At 41.2% G+C, this 22,612-nt stretch carries 17 protein-coding genes and 2 pseudogenes; 11 read left to right on the top strand and 8 right to left on the bottom strand.

Going from position 1 to position 22,612, the window contains the following annotated elements:
• Window positions 1-70 precede the first annotated feature (70 nt).
• From BLW31_RS24740 to BLW31_RS08195, 7 genes and pseudogenes are all read right to left on the bottom strand, one after another.
• The gene (locus tag BLW31_RS24740; RefSeq protein WP_008017067.1) at window positions 71-436 is read right to left on the bottom strand and encodes a hypothetical protein; all 366 of its coding nucleotides are present in this window, start codon (window positions 434-436) and stop codon (window positions 71-73) included.
• Window positions 437-722: 286 nt separating this feature from the next.
• A pseudogene (locus BLW31_RS24425) lies at window positions 723-1,022 on the bottom strand (hypothetical protein); the annotation flags it as partial.
• A 204-nt stretch (window positions 1,023-1,226) separates the two neighbouring features.
• A complete protein-coding gene (locus BLW31_RS08170; protein ID WP_004318688.1) occupies window positions 1,227-2,630 on the bottom strand; it encodes a hypothetical protein in 1,404 nt (467 codons plus the stop codon).
• On the bottom strand, window positions 2,630-3,067 hold the full coding sequence (locus tag BLW31_RS08175) for a copper resistance protein NlpE (RefSeq protein ID WP_004318689.1): 438 nt from the start codon (window positions 3,065-3,067) through the stop codon (window positions 2,630-2,632). The genes BLW31_RS08170 and BLW31_RS08175 overlap by 1 nt, the downstream gene beginning before the upstream one ends.
• 151 nt (window positions 3,068-3,218) lie before the next feature.
• Complete coding sequence (locus BLW31_RS08180) at window positions 3,219-3,803, bottom strand: pilus assembly protein N-terminal domain-containing protein (protein ID WP_004318691.1); 585 nt, start codon at window positions 3,801-3,803, stop codon at window positions 3,219-3,221.
• 2,790 nt (window positions 3,804-6,593) lie between these two features.
• The gene (locus BLW31_RS08190) at window positions 6,594-7,535 is read right to left on the bottom strand and encodes a SecDF P1 head subdomain-containing protein (RefSeq protein WP_004311519.1); all 942 of its coding nucleotides are present in this window, start codon (window positions 7,533-7,535) and stop codon (window positions 6,594-6,596) included.
• A gap of 299 nt (window positions 7,536-7,834) precedes the next feature.
• Window positions 7,835-9,487 (bottom strand): tetratricopeptide repeat protein, encoded by a 1,653-nt coding sequence (locus BLW31_RS08195; protein ID WP_070750381.1) that lies wholly within the window; start codon window positions 9,485-9,487, stop codon window positions 7,835-7,837.
• Between the two features lie 458 nt (window positions 9,488-9,945).
• On the opposite strand from BLW31_RS08195, the pseudogene BLW31_RS08205 reads away from it, so the two are divergent.
• A pseudogene (locus BLW31_RS08205) lies at window positions 9,946-11,074 on the top strand (OmpA family protein).
• Between the two features lie 182 nt (window positions 11,075-11,256).
• On the opposite strand, the gene BLW31_RS24430 reads toward BLW31_RS08205, so the two are convergent.
• On the bottom strand, window positions 11,257-11,418 hold the full coding sequence (locus BLW31_RS24430) for a hypothetical protein (RefSeq protein WP_004318703.1): 162 nt from the start codon (window positions 11,416-11,418) through the stop codon (window positions 11,257-11,259).
• Window positions 11,419-11,677: 259 nt separating this feature from the next.
• On the opposite strand from BLW31_RS24430, the gene BLW31_RS08210 reads away from it, so the two are divergent.
• The 10 genes from BLW31_RS08210 (at window position 11,678) to BLW31_RS08255 (ending at window position 22,603) form a co-directional block, all read left to right on the top strand.
• Window positions 11,678-12,304, top strand: coding sequence for a TetR/AcrR family transcriptional regulator (locus BLW31_RS08210; protein WP_004309917.1), 627 nt, complete (start codon window positions 11,678-11,680; stop codon window positions 12,302-12,304).
• Window positions 12,301-12,534 carry a hypothetical protein gene (locus BLW31_RS08215; protein WP_004318707.1) on the top strand — a complete coding sequence of 78 codons (234 nt, stop codon included), beginning with the start codon at window positions 12,301-12,303 and terminating at the stop codon, window positions 12,532-12,534. Before BLW31_RS08210 ends, BLW31_RS08215 begins: the two co-directional genes overlap by 4 nt.
• 56 nt (window positions 12,535-12,590) lie before the next feature.
• Window positions 12,591-12,821 (top strand): hypothetical protein, encoded by a 231-nt coding sequence (locus BLW31_RS08220; protein ID WP_004309916.1) that lies wholly within the window; start codon window positions 12,591-12,593, stop codon window positions 12,819-12,821.
• A gap of 114 nt (window positions 12,822-12,935) precedes the next feature.
• Entirely contained in the window at window positions 12,936-13,751 is an 816-nt protein-coding gene (zupT, locus tag BLW31_RS08225) for a zinc transporter ZupT (protein WP_004309915.1), read from the top strand.
• 213 nt (window positions 13,752-13,964) lie between these two features.
• Window positions 13,965-16,331: an efflux RND transporter permease subunit gene (locus tag BLW31_RS08230; protein WP_004309914.1), complete on the top strand. Its 2,367-nt coding sequence runs from the start codon at window positions 13,965-13,967 to the stop codon at window positions 16,329-16,331.
• 1 nt (window position 16,332) lies between these two features.
• A complete protein-coding gene (locus BLW31_RS08235) occupies window positions 16,333-18,087 on the top strand; it encodes an ABC transporter ATP-binding protein (protein ID WP_004309913.1) in 1,755 nt (584 codons plus the stop codon).
• 18 nt (window positions 18,088-18,105) lie between these two features.
• Entirely contained in the window at window positions 18,106-19,848 is a 1,743-nt protein-coding gene (locus BLW31_RS08240) for an ABC transporter ATP-binding protein (RefSeq protein WP_004309912.1), read from the top strand.
• Window positions 19,849-19,887: 39 nt separating this feature from the next.
• Window positions 19,888-20,673 carry an outer membrane lipoprotein-sorting protein gene (locus BLW31_RS08245; RefSeq protein WP_004309911.1) on the top strand — a complete coding sequence of 262 codons (786 nt, stop codon included), beginning with the start codon at window positions 19,888-19,890 and terminating at the stop codon, window positions 20,671-20,673.
• The gene (locus tag BLW31_RS08250; protein ID WP_004309910.1) at window positions 20,673-21,932 is read left to right on the top strand and encodes a DUF1302 family protein; all 1,260 of its coding nucleotides are present in this window, start codon (window positions 20,673-20,675) and stop codon (window positions 21,930-21,932) included. Before BLW31_RS08245 ends, BLW31_RS08250 begins: the two co-directional genes overlap by 1 nt.
• Before the next feature lie 215 nt (window positions 21,933-22,147).
• Complete coding sequence (locus BLW31_RS08255; RefSeq protein WP_004318713.1) at window positions 22,148-22,603, top strand: HU family DNA-binding protein; 456 nt, start codon at window positions 22,148-22,150, stop codon at window positions 22,601-22,603.
• The last annotated feature ends 9 nt before the right edge of the window (window positions 22,604-22,612 follow it).

Below are 22,612 nucleotides of genomic sequence, written 5' to 3' on the forward strand. Positions count from 1 at the left end.
TTACGAAAATTGTAATGAAGTTATAAATTGTTTAAGATAACCAAAGGGCACAGCATCCCTCTTTCACATGTCATCTTATAATGCATGCAACCCATGAGAGGGATTGTAATAGTTGGACAGGAGGAGCGCGGAGAGACAATAGGGGAAAAGTAACAGTAATGTCCTTCTCCTTTTGGATAAGATATTCAACGGGGTTCTCTGTCTGAACGCAATTGTACTCAAAGCTCTCGGCTTCGGTAAATGAAGATAAAGTGAACAGGCAGATAGCACATTTATCGGCAGAATCATGATGGGAAGATTGTTGCTCATCATGAGATATACATAAATCTTCTTTGTGAACATGAAAGGCTTTCACAAAGAAGAAAGGCATCATAGTCAGCAACAATAAGCATGCCACTATGGCTCTGTATTTCCGCTTTTTTCTTGCATTATCCATTAGGTTGTAAAGATAGCAGATTGCATAATTGTACGCAATACCTATAAATGATGATTTTACGATCAAGTACGATTAAATATATTGTCCCGATTATTTTGATATGGGAATCAAATAAATCGACACATCGTTACCGGCTGTATGATAACAGGCTATAATAAATCTTCCTATTTTTATTCCTGTTCATATTGGAGGGCCTGTGTAAGATGCCCCCTAAAACCAAAATGATTCTTCTCCCAGAAAATATTCAGTAATGATCTCTTGATAAGTTTTGACCGATGAGCATTATTATTTTAAAATCAAGTACTTCGATTCTCATATAATTGTTTTTAAATTCGTTTAAAATTGAACGGTGTCCAATTGTTACGATAATACTTCAGTTCACGTTGATATTTCGAGGACGCAAAGTACGGCTCATTCCCAAAGCATAAGAGAAAGGATTGATGTCGAAATCGCGTTCAAATGTTCCGGTTACCATATTCTTTCTTTGCGGAAGTGTACCTGGAAAGTTTTGGTTACGCCAATTTCCTTGTACAGATATGCCAGCTTTTATCTTGTCTTCATTCCAATAGAAAGATTTTTTTATATTTATTGGTCGAGAGAGGCTACTACTACCCTCCTGAAGTTAGTAAACGGAATCATTTTTTACTTCCTCTTTTTTTCTTATTGTTGTGCATTAATAAATAAAGCTCTTGCAAGAAAAAAAAGGAATATTTTTGTCTTAGATATCATTGTGAATTTCAATTTAAATATAAACACAATATTGGACCGGATCAATTTGTCACAAATCATTTTATAACGAAGAAGGTATGTGTATGGACATATTAAAAAGAATAGCGTCACTCGTCAATACCAAATCATTAGCACCAATCATTTGAAAAACAATATACAAAAAACGCTTTCCGCCAATCTCCTTTAATTGGGCGGAGTTAAGTTCAAATCTTACATTATCCAAATATATATCCTTTACAGAAGAAAAGAGACCATTCAAGACGTTCTTGCTCCATTTATTCTTTTCCCATTGCAATGAATCATGATCCTTAATTACAAATTCCACATACTGTATCCATCTATCTATAGAATTGGAAAACTTATTTTTCACATCACCATAATTACTATTCTTAAGTTTATTTTTCACAAACTCATGCAAATCCGGTGTTGAGTAGGCTATCAACTCATTCTTCAATTCACTTAAGGGTTTAAAACCGGTGAATATTTTATCAAATTCTGCAAGCAACAAGCCACCATTACCCTTTGCATACATGCTTAAATGTAGTGTAAGCATGTTGCCTGTGTCGCTTTTTTCTTTCAGAGTTGTACTGATTTCCACAGCATACGCACTTTCATCATATGAAAAAATGTGACCATTAAATAGAGATGGATTTTCATATATCCCTCTCATATACTTCTGTTTTATAAAATCTGTATTTACAGTAACCTTTCCTTCATAATATTTATTCTTGTCAAACAGAAGTGATATTCTTTTTTTAGACCTACTATTATTGTACCTAAGATAGAAAGAAAGCTGATTTTGCTCATATTTTATATCTTCAAGAACCGTCTTCTCAAGATCTTCCAGAGTAAAAAGATATTTTTCTCCCCCTACATTTATAGAATAAAAGTCCACTAACCGGCCTAAATTCTCAATTGTAAACATGTTCACTTTATGTAATCTGTAAAAGCTATCAAAATCAAGCTTTGCATAATAATCAGCATTTGCTTTCCACTCAGCTTGTGCACCATTAACCATTTGATAATCGTCAGGTTTGCTCACAAAGCCGGTAAAAGTGAATTCATTCTTAAAAGGTGAACCATTTACCGTGCCTGTAACATATAGCACAAATGAGCCTTTTTGATAATCTTTCCTTTTCACTACAGCCTCAGTTATTTTTATCATTTTCCCGTTTATCTGCAGCGTCTCTTTCTGTGCTTCAACAAGTCCTAACGCAACATTTATATCTCTAGACATATCAAATCTAAAATAAGCTGCAACATCCTCTTTAGCCACAGCGGGAACTGATCCGGATTGTTCACTATGAGATTCTTCCTGTTGCCTGGGATGTCGATTCCGGGATTCAATCGGATCATTCTCACCACAAGCAACTAATAACATTATACAGACAAGAAATAATAGGCACCTTTTTATGTTAAAATTTCCTACCTTAAACAAATCACATGTCCTATCACACATAAACATTACTGTCTTTTCAATATATATTGTGCTGCGAGCCGCCCGCTATTGTTGAAGATTTCCGTACTGTCAGACAAGACCACTGCGTCGTCGAGAACTTTATAATATGTTTTGGCACCCGATGAAGGAGTAACCAGTTCAATGATGTTTTCGCCTATCATATTATATACACCGCTCTCTTCAAAAATACCATTCTCCTCACCCAGATACTCACTCCGCAAATCATAAGTTGCATCACTATTAATTTTCAATGTCGTTTTGATGCCACCACAGTCGGCACAAGGTAATATGCCTTCATAGGTGCCATAACAATCTTTGTTTTTGCTATCCACTACTCCGGCAGCACTATTTTCTTGTTGTTTATATTTCTTCCCAGATCCAACACAGCCTGATGTTACTATTATCATGGCTGCTACCAATAAATGCAATTTAATCAATTTCATAATTTAAAATATTTAACATATAATTTGAGGTTAATTATAACTCGCAAGATCATTATATACAAAGACTTATTGTAAATGCATAGCAGTATATAACGAAATTATCTTCGTCTCACTCGCTATGCATTACAATAAAATTAGAAAAAAAAGAAAACTATTTAACCGTCACATTGATAGTTCCCGTTTTCTTATCCTTATCTGTAACTGTAATAGTAGTTTTTCCTGCCTTAACTCCTCTTATGTTGACTTTATTTTCCTTGACTGATACCGTAGCAATATTGACATCTTTCGCAACGGCAGAATATGGCTGTGCACCACCTTTTACTGTTACTATACCATCTTTTCCAACACTCACAGTAATAGATTGTTTATCAAAATCCAGTCCTTTTGGAGTTTTTGGGGTCTCTTTTACAGTTCTTACAGTTACAGCAACTTTTCCTGTAACTCCCTTCCGGTCCGTAATAGTTATCATTGCTGAACCATCTTTTACACCGGTAATTACAATCGCATTTTTATCTGATTTCGCAACTGCGATTTTTGCATCACTTGATTTCGTCGTATATGGTGCAGTACCATTACTAACAGACACAGTAACCGTTTTACCAACTGCAACTTCTACTTTATTAGGACTGATTTTTAAATTGGGCTTATCATCATCCTTATCACATGATACCAATACAAAAGAAGTTAAGCAACAAATCACTAATGCCATCGATTTTAAAAAAGGTTTAGTTTTCATTTTTGATAAATTTAAATTAATAGATAAAATGCTAATGAGTACTCATAAATAAAAAAGTCAGATTTTTCTTACTTTTTCTTTGCCAGCAAAAATAATAAAGCGAAATTGTATTTGAATTATAAAATGATTTTAAAAATCTAACACCTCAATTCATATACATCTAACAATCAACACCTTAGTGTTATGAAACATTATTTTATCTCACATTGAACTAACATCTGTTCGAAAAGCATAAAAAAACAATATTATTCCAATATCAAACTTAAAAAAATATGTTTCACATTGCTAATTCTGATTATATGGTCAATCTTCATAATAGAGTGATACACTATTATAACACCGACTGTTACAGTATCCCTAACAGTGTTTGAAAAAGACCCTTTTTATGATATTTCACAAATACCATATATTCCCTATAATATTATTCTTAATTAGTGAATGAGCCATTCAAAGTAAAAATTGAATGTATTTTTAGCATATTCTATAAAAATCAAGAAAGGATGGCCAATTCAAAAAGTATTTTATCCAACAAACGGAACATTCTTTTTACAAGTTGAAGGTGGTATCACTCAACTATAATTGTGGATGATCAAAAACGTGTGTTCAAACCATACACAATAAATCTTCTATAGCACAAGATTTCTTGAACAGCAAGAGATAGGTACTCGCAAGTCCACGACAAAACGTTTTCCGAGGGGATACTGACGAACTTAAGGATATTGAAATGAGGTACCATACAAAAGTCGGTTGTTGTCACCAATATTATCTTAAAATAACTCATCTACAAAAGCTATGTGTTGTGACATCGTATTGTTAAAAAAACATTGTCATAAACGTCTGACGTCTCTTGATAGATTTACTTTTAGAGGGTATCATATAGCTATCTTCCATATCGTTTCGAGTCGCTTTCTGTACTCATTTGATATCATTCAGGCCATACTCTTGAACATTCACTCATGCAATAGGGGCACTTAAGTTCTAATAAATAGATTATCTCGCTAGCAGTCTCATCTCTCACCACACAGCTAGATTTATTATAAAGTTAAATTCAATGCTCGTGCAAACGGCTGTTTGTTCTGATTTAATGTACTCTTTGTTTGAAGGCACAAAGATATAATGAGTATCTAATATTCAAATAAACTTTGTTTTAAGACTTTTTATGACACAAACAAATACGAATGATTTGAAAAATAAATTGATTCTCTTTCATAAGATGTTCTTTCCTATAAGTTAATAAAAAAAACACTTTATATAATTTTTTTTCTCTTCATTTTTTCGAAAAGCCCCAGTCTTCCATTTTTTATAGAATATCATTTACATATTCCTATTTTTTCCATCCATGCATTATATACCTCATTTTTAGGTGAAGTTCACCCACTCTCTCCTCTTATTTTAGTCAGATTATGCTGCCGTTCTTTTTTTTTCTTCGTGACCTTTTCAATCATACATACCGCATTGAACGTATGTACTCCAAAGAAAATCCAAAATATTTCCACTTCCCTGTTTCTGGCTTTTTATTCTGGTCTGTAAATAATATTATTTCTACATTTTAAAACTTCCTTTCAATCTGGTAGCACTTTCATGGCTGAGTTCTGACCATCAAATCTTACGAAATGGAGCAATTTAGATAGCTCAGACCTTGTACTTAAAGAAGTGTTTTGTAAAACTTTTTAAATTGATATTATTAGTGTAGCTTGAATCCGCAGCAAGTACCTTAATCCTAACTTTGATCAGTTGTTGTAAATGAATACAGTCTTTCAAATGTATTACTTCGTTAAAAGCCGTAAAGGAGATATGTTCTATAAAGGAGATTTCATCTATCTGTATACTGTTGACTTTGCCTCCGAATTAAACGGATTTGTTTTTTCTTGCCTTAATAATAGTCTGGAGGGACTAAATATTAAGGAAATTTGCTAATTACTGACGAATCACATTAACGATTTAGGATTGGTTAGTGAATGAAGAGGGGCAATCTGAACACCACTAAATAACTGGTAACGAATATTACTAGTTAAATATTTAATCAGTTATGAATATGAAAAGTTGATATAGGACTTCAAGACTACCAAGGCCATTTTATTTTCAGGAGAAAAAAATAACTTTTACCCCCCCCCAAAAAAAAGGAGAGGATGTCAAGCATCTGTTGGGTTATTCCCAAGAAAGTGAACAGAGTATGGAAGCTGCTGATTTATTCGTTACAACTTTGACGATAATTTTTAAGCATATCGAGCGGTGTAAAATCTACCTAAACAAAACACGATTTCTTTTATATCTTTATCGTGTATTTTTATTTTAGATTTTCATCGGTTGGATTTAACCGATTGAAGAATAAACTTTTAGCAGAGTATTTGAGAAATAGAGGTAACGAATTAGCAACCGTGCAAATTTCAGCGATTTGCGGTGCTATGTTGTCAAATAACTCTTTGTAAATACAAATAAAATATTTAGTACAATTTTGAAGACATCATTAATAACCTTATTTATATCCATACACCTTTGGTTTGTTTCCCTATATTTATTGATAATCTTTTATTCACATATTTGGTAAATATTTCAATCTACGTAGATTTTATAACTAATAGAGTATAAACAATACAAGCTATTCCAACAAATAAAGCTACGGCAGAGCATTTGGTAAATATTGTATCTTTATTTTTAATACCATACATAAGCCCAATAATAGCACATAAAGGAATACCGACAGGAATAATCGTCAGAAACCAAATGAGTATTTTATGATACCCATTGCTGTTAATACTTTGTTTTTCAAATTACTCATAGCTACCATTCTCATTGCTTGTTACTCTTCGCATCTCTTTCTTTATTCATCAACCGCCAAATAGCTTTCTGATATTTCAACTTGGCGAACATCTCGTCATCTTGGTTATCTATCTTTAAGGTCATTACCCGAATACTTGGGGCAGTGGGATATCGGCTTCTCACTATATCATCCACTAGAAACCCGCATAGTCCGGTAGCCGGTTCTGTAAACAAGAAACCTTGAAACATGAGATTAATATAGTCTGCATTTTCGCAAAGATACGCCTTGTACCTCTTATATGTATCCAACTTCATATAATCTTCTGCACGGCTGCTGAAATTTGGCTTGGCAATTTCTTCGCATAAGGCAGATTCTAATTTGCTGTAGGTGGCAGTATCTAAATCTCCCCACCAATAATGATCTTCGGGATTGACCGACATATCCACCCATTCAGAAGCCTCCCAGTAGTCTATCGCAAACACAATTGAATCGGCTTTCTCTTTGGATGAGTAATAGATGGAATCTTTCTCCCAACCTTTGAATATACTTTCAATAGAATCTATTTTCTCTTTCCTAATTTTATTATATATGTTTTTTAAATCGTAGCCATGAGGTAACGATATTTGAAAAACACCGTTTTCAATTCTTGCATTCACCTTTGGATTTGTGATTACCGTATCGTCAAGTACAAAAGCTATATGTTTGCCAATTGCCTTTTCTGTTTCTTTTGCCCATTTTTTTAGTTTATGCTTGCTTATTTGCCCCACAATTACGCATGTCCCATTTTCATCAGAATCCATTCGTAACGAAACAAAATCTTTTACTGTTACAATAGACTCTTTAGCAATACTGTCTTTTTGCTGTGATAGGATGTGATACCATCCATTCTCATAGTGGGTTTTATGTATTTGATTACAGGAAGCGAAATAAGCAATTAAAATAAGTATTCCGAATAAATTCTTTTTTTGCATGTTCTTATATAATAAAAAAATAAACTGTTATCTGTTCCTGAATTGTATCCGTCAGATATATTTAAAGCATTATGTTTCAAATTAGCTACTTCTCCAAATATATAAGCAAAAGTAGATTGTTTGCCTTTTTAAGAAGACTGTTCAAATCTGTTTTGATATTGTTTTTCTTGATCACAACTTATAAGATGGATTGTGTATAGTTATTTCATCTCGCCAAGCATATTCCTTGTTTTATCCATATAATTACTGAAATGCGCCTTTACCTGTCAAAAATATATTACCGTAAATAATGTACCGTTTTATCCCAAAAGATTTAAAAACAGTTCTTTATTTACTATTTTTGCAGATTTGATACGTGATTTGAGCCGTGATTTTCGAGCATATACGTTAGCCACCGTATCCTTCATGAATAAGCTAATTACTTGTGGTGAGAATCCTACAAAAATATAGCATAACAGCCTGGTGTCAGAAGTTTTCATGGTCGGAAAATCTTCCTTGAGCTTGTACATGGCATTGTCATGACAAGTGTTTACGATTTTTTCCAATTCTTGCAGTATTTCATTGCTTTCTGCAAAATCTGTAATTATCTGCTTTACTTCATTAAATATGACTGACTGTTGCGATGTTGTATTTTCACGTTCATAGTAGGTCTTTCCAAGTTTATCGACAATGTCAAAGCGTGAAGCAGCCAATCCTCTTAAATAACTTTCCGTAGTCTGCTGTTCTTTCACGCGTTCAGTAAGAGCCTTGTACTCGGAATTGGCTTTCTCTGTCAATAACAAATAATGGTTGGTACGATCACGTTGCATGCGTAAACGTTGGCGGACGATATACCAGGCAATTCCAATAATAAAAAAGGTAGCGGCTGCTATAGCTATTTCCCAGACAGTCCGGTTTTTCATTCTGTATTGGGCGAATTTTGTTCGCTCTTTAAAATAGTCCCGCTCGACCATACCGGCGGAGAATTGCATGTTTGAGCGCATTATTGAATCGTTCAAGTAGATATAGCGATGTACATTGTCCGTTGCTTTTTCAAAATTTTTAGCCTGCGCTTCGATATGGTATGCAGTGTATTGTAGTTCTGCCATGTCGCAAATATCAGTAGTGTGCGCCTTTGCAAGCTCCAGATAATACCGTGCACTGTCTATATGATTCTTCAAAAGACTTACATCTGTCAATGTGTGATATCCATATACCGTATCCTGTCGGGCGGAAAGTTCGATTCGCTGTAACAGGTCATTGGATATATGCCGTTTGGATATCACATATAGTGATGCAAGATTAGTAAGGCTGACTTCTATCAGATTACTGTTATTATGTTCATCGGCCAAGTCAAGAGCCGCCGAATACAGCCTTATTGCTTTTTCTATATCTTTTGAGTGAAAAGTAGCGGCTGCCATGTCAAGGGTTGCCTTTGTCTCCTCCTGGATATCACCCGATTGGCGGAAATTATTTCTGGCTTCGTGGAAATAATGATATGCCCGGCTGTAGTTCATTTGTTTATAATATACTTCACCGATCTGTCTGTATAAAAGCCCTTTGTAATAAGATTCATCGGTATCTGTCAGTTTCTTTTCTATTTTGAGAAAAAGACGTAATGCTCCCGGTTTATCACCTGTGCGTAATTTAATTCTTCCCCAATAATATAGAGTTTTACACTGGTGACGTAAATCTTTGGGGTAATGTTTATAATATTGCCAAGCCTGGCGGATCAATGAATCGTCAGTAACTTTCATTTGTTTTTTTTCCAAAGCTTCGGAATAGAGCAATGCATATCTGGCCTGTTCAGCCCGGTTGCCTTCTGGTTTGAGTTTTTGTAGTATTGCTAATGCACTATCCGGGTTGTTCTGCATTAGCTTTTCAGCCTCACTAAGGCGAGGGGTCTGTTCCCTGTTATAACAACCTGTAAAATAGAGAATAGCTGATAGTCCAATTATAATCTTACATTTCATATTGCGAATATAATAATGTGTTTTATTTTTTGCATGGACGATTAGGAATATTTTACCAATATAAATTATTCTTTAACTTATATGATTATCGCTCGCTATTTATATATATTTTTTATTGGGCCTAACAATATATAATTGCTTATTAGCATATTATATAATATGTATAATCGTAATAGTACAAAATAGCAGTAAGTTATTGCTATTCAGAGTAAAAGTATCAGTTCACTCGTTGTTGTTAAAAAATAAACTTGACTACCCTAAAGGTGTAAGTGTAAGTGCTTTTTTGAATTTTATCAAGGGTGTTAGATATGTGTTAGATTATTAATTGAACCATTTTTGCAAACTACTGATTATAAGTAAAATAAAAATCAATGTATTAGATTTATTCTTTTGTCCTACAACTAAAAAGCTCTGCAATCTTTTTACTTTTGCATTCGAAAAAAATAAAACAATAGATTATGAAGAAAATTGCTATTTTATTAGTTTTTACTTTGGGAACATTTATTGTAAATGCCCAATCAGTTGTAGAAGGAACAAAGTTTATGGACAATTGGTCTGTAGGAGTGAATGCAGGAGCAGTTACCCCTCTCACTCACGCCTCTTTCTTTAAAGGGATGCGTCCCGGTTTCGGAGTTGGAATATCCAAACAATTAACTCCTAGTTTTCGGTTTGGAATTTCAGGGAATGGGATATATCAATACAACTCCGAGTAAAACAGCTTTTGATGTTTTAGATGTCAGCTTGTTAAGTAAAATTAACTTAATAAATCTATTTGCAAGCTATCGGGGCAAACCTCGTTTGTTTGAGATAGAAGCTATTGCCGGAATGGGGTGGTTGCATTATTATGTAAATGGTAAAGGAGATGACAATTCATGGTCTACCCGTCTCGGATTGAATCTTAATTTCAACCTCGGTGAAACAAAAGCATGGACATTGGGAATTAAGCCCGCTATCGTATATGATATGCAAGGTGATTTTAATCAGGCAAAGAGTCGTTTCAATGCAAACAATGCAACATTTGAACTGACTGCCGGATTGACTTATCACTTCAAGATGAGTACTGGGAATCATTACTTTACTAAAGTAAAAGTCTACAATCAGAGCGAAATTGATGATTTGAATGTTGCTATTAATGCACTTCGCGAACAGGTGGGCAGTCGTGACAGAGAACTAAACAATGCTAACCAAAGAATTAGCGGTTTGCATAAAGAGTTGGAAGAATGTCGTACAAAGGTCGTTCCCATTGAAACAGTAGTCAAGACTGCCCGCGTTCCGGAATCTATCATTACTTTCAGACAAGGTCGCTCATCAGTGGATGCATCACAGCTACCGAATGTGGAACGTGTAGCCTCCTACATGAAGAAATATCCCGATTCAAAAGTCATTATTAAAGGGTACGCTTCTCCAGAAGGCAATGTTGAGATCAACGCAAAAATTGCTACCGCACGTGCAGAAGCTGTAAAAACAATCCTTGTTAATAAATACAAGATTAATACGTCTCGTATTACTGCCGAAGATCAGGGAGTAGGTGACATGTTTACCGAACCGGATTGGAACCGTGTAAGTGTATGTACTATCGAAGATTGATGTAATAAGAATATTTGGAGTTGTTGAAGGTAAATAAAAAAGGAAGCCCGAAATCTGAGGGCACTGAAAAAGTTCTTTTTCTCCGTTAGCTCCTCTTCTTATGAATTGGCTCCAAAGTTGCATGGCGTATGATAAATTTCATTTGCATGCAACTTTTCCTTATATTGGTAGTGAGTAATCGTCTATTGGTATACATGCACGCTGGCAACGACACTCTCAAAGGAGACTTTGAAAGAATGCAACTTCAGTCCGCTTTTCCCATCTGCTCCGACTACGGCTCGGAGGCTATCGTCCTTCTGATCTTTGACCAAAAGAACTTCTTGGTCTTTGATTTTTTTGCTCATATTACTATGTATTTAATGACGTCAGTAGCGGTTTACAGACAAAAGTAAACAAAAAAAAGTGAGTGCTAGAGATTGTAAATAAGTGAGTATTTGTAGCTTTGATATGATTAGGAGTAGCATATTGAAAGTTATAAATTTCATTTGCTGAATTACCATAAATGGGGAATGGTAAGTAAAAAAATCATCATTTTAAGGTATTGCAACCGAAAAAATATGTGACTAATTTTGCGTTATAAAATAAAGAATTATGTTCTGACCTATGCAAACAACGAAGGATTATATACGTAAGCTATTGCTGGAAACAGCGCAGAAAGCTTTTTTCGAAAAGGGCTTCAAGTCGGTGTCTATGCGTGAGATTTCTAAGTTGTCGGGCATTGGTCTGAGCAATATATACAATTACTATCCCTGTAAGGACGATTTACTGGTTGATGTGTTGCGTCCTCTTTTGGCTGCTATGTACAGGATGCTGGAAGATCACAACCGACCGGAGAATTTCTCCCTTGACATATTTATCTCAGATGAATATCATCGTGCATCTTTGCAGGAGCTTATGGGCATTATAACTCGTTACCGAAGTGAATTAAATTTGCTGTTTTTCTCTACGCAGCATTCTCGCCTCAAAGATTATTTGGAAGAGTGGATTGAGAAGAGTGCCACAATAGGGATGGAATATATGGAAAAGATGAGAAGACTCCATCCGGAACTACATACCGATATTTCTCCGTTCTTCATGCACTTCACCTGCTCTTGGTGGATTAATATGATGAAAGAGGTGGTGCAACATAAGGAACTTTCCTGCGAAGAGATAGAGTGTTTCATCAGTGAGTATATTCGCTTTAGCACGGGAGGATGGAAGAAACTCATGAATGTAAAGAATGAAAGATGAAGGCAGAACTATTGAAACATCCTGTCTGTCAAGAGATAACTAATCAAAACATCCGTTTCTCGTCTTGTCTGCAATGCAAGCCTTGCGGAAATGATTGTACGATTGTAAACAATCGAATCTCTTTTGTATTTGATTCCGAGACAATAGGCATCAGCTACCTTCTGCTCGACTCCACACCTATAGCCTGCATGGACAGATGCTGCAATCTTGTCAGGCAGCGTTTCGTTTGATGCAGGAGTTGGAACGCCGAGTCATTCCAGAAGAATCACTAAATAATAATCAGCATATGAGTATCATCAACATCATCAGCAACGACGAATTAACACTCGTACAAGGAGTCAACGGGCTTTTCTTCTGCGAGGAGTCATGGGTTACGCAAAGCAGGGCAGTCTCCCGTATCGGAAAGGTTTTGCCCAAAGAAATTATTGGGACGAAAGATCAAAGTACCAACATCGTACATCCGCAGACTGACCGAACTAAACTTAGTTGCCAAAAGCATGAAACGTCTTATTTCTAAATCTAACTGTTTCTCCTACCGAGCGAGCCGCCTGCAAAGAGCGGCTCGCTTTGCTTCTGAACAAAACAAACTTTTGTTCTCTTTTGACGCACTAACTTCCAATCCATCATAGCCATGTCTCAACCAGTACTTATAGCATTTTTCCTAACATCGTTTGCCGGTATATCCACAGGGATAGGCAGTGCGATTGCATTTTTTGCTAAGCGCACCAATACTTCATTCCTTTCTCTTTCATTGGGATTTTCAACAGCAGTAATGATTTATATGTCTTTCGCCAATCTGTTTGCCTCTTCTTTGCAGACTCTTGCCAATATACATGGCAAGGACGACGGAACTCTTCATTCCACACTTTCTTTTTTCGGGGGAATCGTATTGATTCTACTTATTGATAAGCTAATTCCTCACTACGAAAATCCACACGAAATGCATCGGGTGGAAGAAATGAGCTTAAAGGAAGAACGAAAGACTGAAATAAAGCCTCAATTATTACGCGTCGATGTAGTGACAGCCTTGGTGCTGGCAATACACAATTTCCCGGAAGGTATGGTTACGTTTCTTGCAGCATTGAAGGATATAAACATTGCTATACCTATTGCCTGTGCCATCGCCATACATAATATACCCGAAGGCATTTCCGTCTCCGTTCCGATCTATTATGCTACAGGTAATCGTAAACGGGCCTTTTGGCTTTCATTTCTATCGGGATTGGCCGAGCCGGTAGGAGCCGTCATCGGCTATCTTATCTTGGCACCATTCCTCAATGACCATGTTTTCGGCGTTATTTTCGGGATGATTGCCGGTATCATGGTATTTATCTCGCTTGATGAGTTACTACCCGCTGCCGAAGAATACGGTAAGCACCATCATACTATCTATGGTTTGGTAGCAGGCATGGCGGTTATGGCACTCAACCTGCTGATGTTGTGTTAGCAAGACTAAGTAATATAAAAAACATAAGTAAAAAAAAGAAAGAATATGAACACTTCTCACTCCTGCCGTTGTCACGTGCATGATGCCCACAAAGAGCATTCTTGTGTCCACGCACATTGTCACCATTATCATATGTAGCCCCAAAGTGGAAAGCTATTTCTCGTCACGCTGCTGAATGTGTTGAAATGAATGAACTTACCAATAACAAACGATATGAAAATAGAAAGAATCAATGACTGGTTTGCCCGTCAGGGCAGATGGATGGTACAAAAACGATGGCTTGTACTAAGCTTGTTTATCCTCGTCTTCGCCATAGGATTTACAGGGTTAAGATATTTCAAGGTGAGTGCTTCGTGGGAAAACTACTTCCTCGAAGACGACCCGATGCTTGTCAAGACCAAAGAATTCAAGGATATATTCGGCAATGACAATTTTGCCGCCGTACTGACCCAATGCGACAATTCGTTTATGAAAGAGAACTTAGAGCTCATCCGCGAACTCACGAACGAAATGATGGATAGCATTTCATACGCCGACAAAATCACTTCGCTCACTGACATCGAATTTATGGTAGGGAATGAAGAAGGAATGACTATCGAGCAGATAGTGCCTGACCTTATTCCCACTGATGCGGCAAGTCTGGAAACGATACGTCGCAAAGCCTATATGAAGCCACATATTGCCGAGCGGCTTGTCTCCAAAGATGGTACGCTCTCGTGGATTATTCTCAAGTTGCGTACCTTTCCTAAAGATTCAGTGTGGAATAAAGGTAAGAATGCCGTTTCTCCTGAAGTGCTAACGGGGAATGAGCTGGAGCATATCATCACTAAAGACAAATACCAAAAGCTCCATCCCAAAGGCACAGGCTTGCCCTACGTTACCGCCATGAAGATGAAATGGATTGGCAAAGAGATGCCCCGTGTGATGGGCATTGCCGCACTCGTTTCCATTCTTATTTTGTTACTCATAACACGCTCCCTACGGGGCGTTGTCGTTCCACTTATCACGGCGGCAGGCTCAATTGTGATTGTGTATGGACTGTTGGGATATGTCGGCATGACGATAGACAGCGGTATGATGATGATACCTATGCTGTTGGCGTTTGCCGTCTCGATAGCCTATAACATACATATCTTTTCCTATTTCAAACGGCAATTCCTTCTACACGGAGAACGTCGACGAGCCGTAGAAGAGACCGTGGGTGAAATGGGCTGGCCTGTGTTGTTCAGTGCACTCACCACCTTTGCCGCCCTGCTGTCGTTTCTCGCTATTCCGATGCAGCCCATGCGGTTCATTGGTATCGCTACCTCCTCGTGCGTGATGCTGGCTTTCTTCATTGCCATTACACTGATGCCCGTGCTGTTGAGTTTTGGCAAGAACGGCAAACCTCATCCCAAAGTGCAGGAAACCGGCGGACGGTGGCTCGACCATCAACTGGGGCGTTTGGGAGAAAGCGTACTCCGGCATGGCACATTGATCCTATGGATTGCAGGGCTGCTTACCGCAGCACTCATTTATCAATTCACCAAGATAGAGACCGCCTTTGACATAGAACGCACCATGGGACGTAAAATAGCCTATGTAAACAATCTGCTGGAAGTAGGTGAAAGCGAACTGGGATCCATCTACACCTACGACGTCATGATAGACCTGCCCGAAGACGGCTTGACAAAATCGCCGGCAATGCTTGTACGCTTAGACTCTCTGGCACAAAAGGCCGAAGGCTATAAGCTAACCAAGCGAACGACTACAGTGCTGAATATCCTAAAAGACCTGAATCAAACCCTGCACGAAGGAGATGCGGCTTATTATCGTATTCCGACGAATCCGGAAGAGGTGGCACAACTGCTGCTCCTTTACGAGAATGCAGGCGGTAGCGAAGCGGAATATTGGATCGATTACGACTATCGACGTTTGCGCCTGATGGTGGAGATCAGCAGTTTTGACTCCGGCGAGGTAGAACGAGAGTTGAACGATATTGCAGCCAATGCCGCCAGGCTCTTCCCCGAAGCTTCTGTCACTACAGTGGGTAGTATTCCGCAATTTACCGTGATGATGCAGTACGTGGCTCGCGGGCAGATGGTTTCATTTGCCATCTCTCTCCTTATTATCGGCATCCTAATGATGTTGGTCTTTGGCAGTGTACGCATCGGGCTTATCGGTTTGATACCCAATATCACTCCGGCTTTGGTGGTCGGCGGACTGATGGGATGGCTGGGCTACCCGTTGGATATGATGACCGCAACCATTATGCCGATGATCCTCGGTTTGGCTGTCGACGACACCATTCACTTCATCAACCACGGGCATTTGGAGTTCGACCGTCGAGGTAATTATCGGGATGCCATTCTCCGCTCGTTCCGTACGATCGGGACACCAATCATTCTGACCAGTGTCGTGATATGTGCGAACTTCGCTATTTACATGACTTCCGAAGGCCTCTCTTTTATACACATGGGTCTGCTCTCCGTAGCGGGTATCGTATCGGCACTCGTGGCCGACCTCTGCGTTACACCCGTGTTATTCCAAAAGTTCCGGTTATTCGGGAAAGAGATAGAAACCAATGAAACAATCAATTAATATGAATACATTAAAGAAACTTCAATTTTACATGGGCAAACGCAAGGTGCTTATGCCCATAGCCCTGACACTGTCGGGATTAAGCGGTCTGCTCTCGCTTATGCCGTTCATCTTCATTTGGCTTATCGTACGCTCGCTACTATTGACTGGCAGCGTTGCCTCAGGAATCCCTATCAACGTCTATGCATGGTGGGCGGTAGGCACAGCCGTTGCCGGCCTTGTCATTTACTTTGCCGGGCTGATGCTTTTGCACTTAGCGGCGTTCCGGGTAGAAACCAATATGCGACGTACGGCTATGAGAAAAATCATGCAGATGCCGCTTGGCTTCTTCGACCGGAATACCAGCGGACAGATGCGTAAGATTATTGATGAAAATGCTTCTGAAACCCACACGTTTGTCGCACATCTCTTGCCCGACCTGGCGGGGAGTTTTATAGCCCCGCTGTCGGTTATAATATTGATCTTCGTCTTCAACTGGCAACTTGGTCTGGCGTGCCTGATCCCCCTCACGGCGGCTGTCTTCATCATGACACGGATGAATACAACTGCTCAGAAGGCGTTCCAAAATGAATACCTCGGAGCACAAGAGCATATGAGCAGCGAAGCGGTGGAATACGTACGTGGTATTTCGGTGGTGAAAGTGTTCCAGCAAACGATATTCTCTTTCAAACGTTTTTACGACAGCATCATCGCCTACCGGGATTTAGTTACCAAATACACGCTGGGTTGGCAAAAGCCGATGTCACTCTACACGGTGGCCATCAATAGCTTTGCTTTCCTACTTGTCCCCGTAGTCATATTGCTTATCGGCAACAAAAGCGAAAACATTGCCCCCATCATCACCGATATGTTCCTGTATGTGCTGATTACTCCGGTGATAGCAACCAATGTGATGAAAGTGATGTATCTGCAACAAGATATGTTTCTGGCAGATCAAGCCATAAGCCGGGTGGAAAACCTGACGAGTAGCGAACCACTCCCAATAGCCGAAAATCCGGAGAAAATCACCGCTTGCGATGTGACATTCGAGAACGTTTCGTTTGCCTATCCCAATGCCGGTCAAAATGCCGTAGACGGTATCAGCTTCCACCTCCCCGAAGGGAAGACTTTTGCCCTTGTGGGGCAATCGGGAGGAGGGAAGACCACCATTGCCCAACTCATTCCCCGCTTTTGGGACGTATCAGCAGGTAGTGTGACGATTGGCGGAATAAATGTGAAAAACATTGCCAAAGACAACCTGATGAACCACATCGCTTTCGTCTTCCAGAATACAAAACTCTTCAAGACCTCTTTGCTGGAGAACATCAAATACGGTAATCCGGCAGCGAGTGATGAAGCCGTGCAACGTGCCATAGACCTTTCCCAAAGTCGGGAGATCATCGACCGGCTACCCAACGGATTGAACACGAAGATAGGAGTAGATGGAACATTCCTTTCGGGAGGGGAACAGCAACGCATTGTCTTGGCCCGGGCCATCTTGAAAGATGCGCCGATTGTTGTCCTGGACGAAGCAACAGCTTTTGCCGACCCCGAAAACGAACACCTGATACAAAAAGCCCTGCACGAGCTGAGAAAAGGAAAGACAGTGTTGATGATCGCCCATCATCTGACTAGCGTACAGGATGCCGACAAGATACTGGTGATAGCACAAGGCAAGATTGCCGAAGAAGGCACACACAGCGAGTTGATAGCCCGAAACGGCATCTATAACAGCATGTGGAATGAATATCAACGAACCGTGACATGGACGGTATAAACCTCAGGAGACAACATTATGAATATTAGTAAATATTTTCAACACAGATTCACCTTATCGGAAGACGGGGCAAAGACCTTTATAAAAGGGGTTATAGCTTCTCTTTTTCTCAACCTGGCACTGATGCTGCCGGTAATCTTCATCTTTCTGTTCATCACCGATTACCTGCACCCTGTTATCCAAGCCGGGAACAGCACGACGCACGGGCTCTGGTACTACGTGCTGACGGCTCTCTGTTTTATGACGGTACTCTTTGTGATTGCGATGATACAGTACAAGAGCACCTACACGAAAATCTATACCGAGAGTGCCAACCGTCGTATTGGCATTGCCGAGAAGCTGCGTAAATTGCCTTTGGCTTTCTTCGGAGAAAAGAATCTTTCGGATCTCACCGCTACGATGATGGAGGATTGTAACATGTTGGAAACCCTCTTCTCTCACACAGTTCCACAACTCTTCGCCTCTGTCATCAGCATTATCTTGATTGCCACCGGGATGTTCTTCTACAACTGGCAACTGGCCCTTGCTCTCTTTGGGGTCGTACCGGTAGCGACAACGGTCATCTTCTTAGGAAAAAGGCTTATGGATAAAGCTAATAAGGAGTACTATCACGTAAGGCGTGATACGACCGAGCAGATACAGGAAGGGCTTGAAGCGGCGCAGGAGATTAAATCGTACAACGGAGAGGCAGCCTATTGCGACCGTTTAGACAAACAGCTCGAGATATATGAAGCCACTCTGCAGCGAGGCGAATTTCTCGGAGCGGGGCTTGTGGGCAGTGCACAGTCTATCCTGAAACTTGGTTTGGCAAGCGTTATCATTGCGGGAGCTTATTTACTTGGTTTGGGCAGCATCGACATGTTCACTTACTTGGTCTTCCTGCTCGTTGTAGCCAGCATCTACAACCCCATCATGGACGTGTTCAACCATATGGCGACACTGATACTACTCGATGTGCGTATCGACCGCATACGTGAGATGAACGACATGCCCGCACAGCAAGGCGATGAGGATTGCACGGTAGAGGGTTACGACATCTGTTTTGACAAGGTCGATTTTGCTTACGAGACAAGCAAGCAGGTGCTGCGCAACGTCTCTTTCACTGCCAAGCAAGGCAAAGTAACGGCACTTGTGGGACCTTCGGGGGGAGGCAAAAGCACTTCGGCAAAATTAGCTGCCCGCTTTTGGGATATTCATGGCGGAAAGATCACACTTGGCGGACGGGACATCTCAAAAATAGATCCCGAAATGCTCTTGAAAAACTATGCCGTAGTCTTTCAGGACGTGTTGCTTTTCAACGCTTCCGTCATGGACAACATCAAAATCGGGAAGAAAGACGCTACCGAGGAAGAGGTGAAAGCGGTAGCACGTCTTGCCCGTTGCGATGAGTTCATCGCCCGGCTGCCCAACGGTTACGACACCTTGATAGGCGAAAACGGAGAATCGCTATCGGGAGGCGAACGCCAACGCATATCCATTGCCCGTGCGCTTCTCAAAGATGCTCCTGTCATCCTCTTGGACGAAGCAACGGCAAGTCTGGACGTAGAGAACGAAACGTTGATACAGGCCGGTATATCGGAGTTGATCAAGAACAAGACCGTCGTCATCATCGCACACCGTATGCGCACCGTTGCCAACGCTCATCATATCGTGGTGCTGAAAGACGGAACCGTCGCAGAACAAGGAGCACCCGACGAACTGCTTGCCCGAAACGGCGAATTTGCCCGCATGGTAGCACGGCAGAAGGAGACCGGAATATAAATCGAATCAATCAGAATCAATTATAAAGAAAAAGGACAAATGAAGAGATCAATCGCAGTAGTAGCCATGCTTGTGGTGGGGTTCGCTGCCACAACATGCGCACAAACGGGCAGAGAGATTGCCCAAAAGGTAAAAGACCGTCCCGACGGCGATACCCGTCGGTCTGAAATGGTTATGACGTTAATCAACAAACGCGGAGCGGTGCGCGAACGCAAGCTCATTTCCTACTCCATCGATGTGGGCAAAGAAAAGAAAGACCGCAAGAGCATCATGTTCTTCCAATATCCCGGCGATGTAAAGGGGACGGGCTTCTTGACGTGGGATTATGATGAGCTAAACAAGGACGATGACAAATGGCTCTATCTGCCCGCCATAAAGAAAACGCGCCGTATCAGCGGTTCGTCTGCCAAGCAAGACTACTTTATGGGTAGCGACTTTACCTACGACGACATGGGCAGCCGCAACGTGGACGAGGATACGCACACGCTCCTGGGCGAAGAAACCGTCGACGGACAGAAGTGCTGGAAACTGGAATCCTTGCCTAAGGACAAGCGTGATATTTACTCCAGGAAAACGGCCCTGATACGTCAGGACTGTCTGATACCTGTCAGGGTGGAATATTACGACAAGATGGGCAAGCTGCACCGTCGTCTCGAGATGTCGGATATTGCCAAGGTAGAGGGCTTCTGGGTAGCCCGGAAGATGCACATGACCAACGTGCAAACCGAGCATCAGACGGTTCTCGAAATCAAGAATCCGACGTATAACATTCCCATGGAGGAGAGCAAGTTTAACGTGACCACGTTAGAGAAAGGCAGGTTCTGATGAAAGCGTTCAATCGTCTTTCCGCGGGGCTTTGCCTCTCGGTCTTTCTGTTTTGCCCCGTGCATGGAGTTTGGGGACAAGGAGCGGGCGAATCGTCGTGGCAGCTCAAAGGCCTTGTCGACACCTACCACGCCTTCCGCTCCGAAAAGCCGAACGATTGGATGTCTTCCCGTACCCGACTCAGGGGCGAGGTCGGCAAAAACTTCGCAGGCTCTTCGCTCTTCGTCTCGTTCAACGCTACCTACAACGCCTTGCTGAAAGAGCGCACCGGCTTTGAACTGCGGGAAGCATACCTTGACCATCGGCAGGAGCACTGGGGCTTTCGTCTCGGGCGACAACTTGTCATCTGGGGTGCGGCCGACGGCGTACGTATCACCGACCTCGTCTCACCCATGGATATGACCGAGTTCTTGGCGCAAGACTACGACGACATCCGCATGCCCGTCAATGCCCTGCGGTTCTTCGTCTTCAACGACAAGATAAAGCTCGAACTGCTTGCCGTTCCCACTTTCGAAGGATACAAGCTGCCCACCGATGCCGCCAATCCGTGGAGCGTGTTGCCTAAAGAAACACCCCGGTCCCTTGTCTGGGACGCGGAGGGAAGCCGCCCCGAGCTACGCCTCTCCAACGTAGAATACGGGGGCAGGCTCTCTTTCGCCCTGCCGGGGGTAGACTTCTCGCTTGCCGCGCTGCATACGTGGAACAAGATGCCCGTCATCGAGTACAAACCATCGGGCTCCCAACTTACGGTTTCGCCCCGATACTACCGCATGGGATTCGTCGGAGGCGATGTCTCAAAGCCCTTGGGACAGTTCGTGCTGCGCGGCGAAGCGGCCTTCAACCTCGGGAAGCATTTCAGCTACATACAGCAAGCCGCCTCCACCCCTCAAAAAGGATTCAACACCATCAATTGGTTGGTGGGGGCCGACTGGTATGCCCCTCATGAATGGACAGTGATGGCTCAGTTCTCTTCCGAGAGTATTTTCAAGTACGAAAGCTACGTCGCACAGCCCCGCCATAATTCGCTCCTTACGCTCTGCGTGTCGAAGAAGTTACTGGACAGCAACTTACAGCTTTCCGACTTCACCTATTTCGACCTCAACCACAAGGGCTGGTTCAGCCGTTTCACGGCTGACTATGCCCTGAACGACCACATCCACCTCTTGGCAGGCTACGACTGGTTCGGAGGAAGCGAGGGTATGTTCGGCCCGTATAAGCACAATTCGGAAGTATGGGCAAAGGCTAAATACTGCTTTTGAGATCCACACCATTTTAATAACCATAAACAAAATTTGAAAAGATTATGAAGAAGACATACGACAGCAGTTAAAGAGAATGCGGACTTAAGCAATCGGAATCGTTTAAGTTAAACGGTGAAAGACGTTCCAATGGAGCGATCAAAGCCGTTTACTGAAGCTGTTTAAGTAGAACAGCAAAATTATTCAAAGTATAACCATCAAAAACATCAAAAGTCATGTTACTATACAACGTAAAAAAAGAAGAGATGCGCATCGGTAAACACAAGGGCAAAACCATGTATTACGCCTCTCCCATTGCACAAGACAAGATTACCACCAAGCAGCTAGAGGATCGGATTGTCAATGCCACAGCCCTGAGCCGTGCCGACGTGCGGTCAGCCATCACCGCCTTGGCGAAAATCGTACGTGAAGAGATGCTCAGCGGCAGAACCGTTGACCTGGCCAACCTCGGGTCATTTAAGGTTGTATCCAACGGGAAACGCGTGGAAACGGAAAAAGCCGTTACCGCCGAAACTCTCAAAACACCACGCATTCAGTTTTTTCCCAAACTCGAAATGCGCAATCAGGCAAAAAACGTACAGCATGTGGTGATACGTGAAAGCGAGGCCGGATCGGCTAAACCGAGTCCGAATCCCGGAGATTTGCCCGAAGCACCCGATTCTGCTCTTTAATATTCATAA

It is taken from the genome of Bacteroides faecis MAJ27 (genome assembly GCF_900106755.1).
In the GTDB taxonomy this organism is placed as follows: Bacteria; Bacteroidota; Bacteroidia; order Bacteroidales; family Bacteroidaceae; genus Bacteroides; species Bacteroides faecis.

Coding starts and splice junctions, on each gene's coding strand:
- BLW31_RS24740 (WP_008017067.1), bottom strand. CDS start 436: ATGGATAATGCAAGAAAAAAGCGGAAATACAGAGCCATAGTGGCATGC.
- BLW31_RS08170 (WP_004318688.1), bottom strand. CDS start 2,630: ATGTTTATGTGTGATAGGACATGTGATTTGTTTAAGGTAGGAAATTTT.
- BLW31_RS08175 (WP_004318689.1), bottom strand. CDS start 3,067: ATGAAATTGATTAAATTGCATTTATTGGTAGCAGCCATGATAATAGTA.
- BLW31_RS08180 (WP_004318691.1), bottom strand. CDS start 3,803: ATGAAAACTAAACCTTTTTTAAAATCGATGGCATTAGTGATTTGTTGC.
- BLW31_RS08190 (WP_004311519.1), bottom strand. CDS start 7,535: ATGCAAAAAAAGAATTTATTCGGAATACTTATTTTAATTGCTTATTTC.
- BLW31_RS08195 (WP_070750381.1), bottom strand. CDS start 9,487: ATGAAATGTAAGATTATAATTGGACTATCAGCTATTCTCTATTTTACA.
- BLW31_RS24430 (WP_004318703.1), bottom strand. CDS start 11,418: ATGAGCAAAAAAATCAAAGACCAAGAAGTTCTTTTGGTCAAAGATCAG.
- BLW31_RS08210 (WP_004309917.1), top strand. CDS start 11,678: ATGCAAACAACGAAGGATTATATACGTAAGCTATTGCTGGAAACAGCG.
- BLW31_RS08215 (WP_004318707.1), top strand. CDS start 12,301: ATGAAGGCAGAACTATTGAAACATCCTGTCTGTCAAGAGATAACTAAT.
- BLW31_RS08220 (WP_004309916.1), top strand. CDS start 12,591: ATGAGTATCATCAACATCATCAGCAACGACGAATTAACACTCGTACAA.
- zupT (WP_004309915.1), top strand. CDS start 12,936: ATGTCTCAACCAGTACTTATAGCATTTTTCCTAACATCGTTTGCCGGT.
- BLW31_RS08230 (WP_004309914.1), top strand. CDS start 13,965: ATGAAAATAGAAAGAATCAATGACTGGTTTGCCCGTCAGGGCAGATGG.
- BLW31_RS08235 (WP_004309913.1), top strand. CDS start 16,333: ATGAATACATTAAAGAAACTTCAATTTTACATGGGCAAACGCAAGGTG.
- BLW31_RS08240 (WP_004309912.1), top strand. CDS start 18,106: ATGAATATTAGTAAATATTTTCAACACAGATTCACCTTATCGGAAGAC.
- BLW31_RS08245 (WP_004309911.1), top strand. CDS start 19,888: ATGAAGAGATCAATCGCAGTAGTAGCCATGCTTGTGGTGGGGTTCGCT.
- BLW31_RS08250 (WP_004309910.1), top strand. CDS start 20,673: ATGAAAGCGTTCAATCGTCTTTCCGCGGGGCTTTGCCTCTCGGTCTTT.
- BLW31_RS08255 (WP_004318713.1), top strand. CDS start 22,148: ATGTTACTATACAACGTAAAAAAAGAAGAGATGCGCATCGGTAAACAC.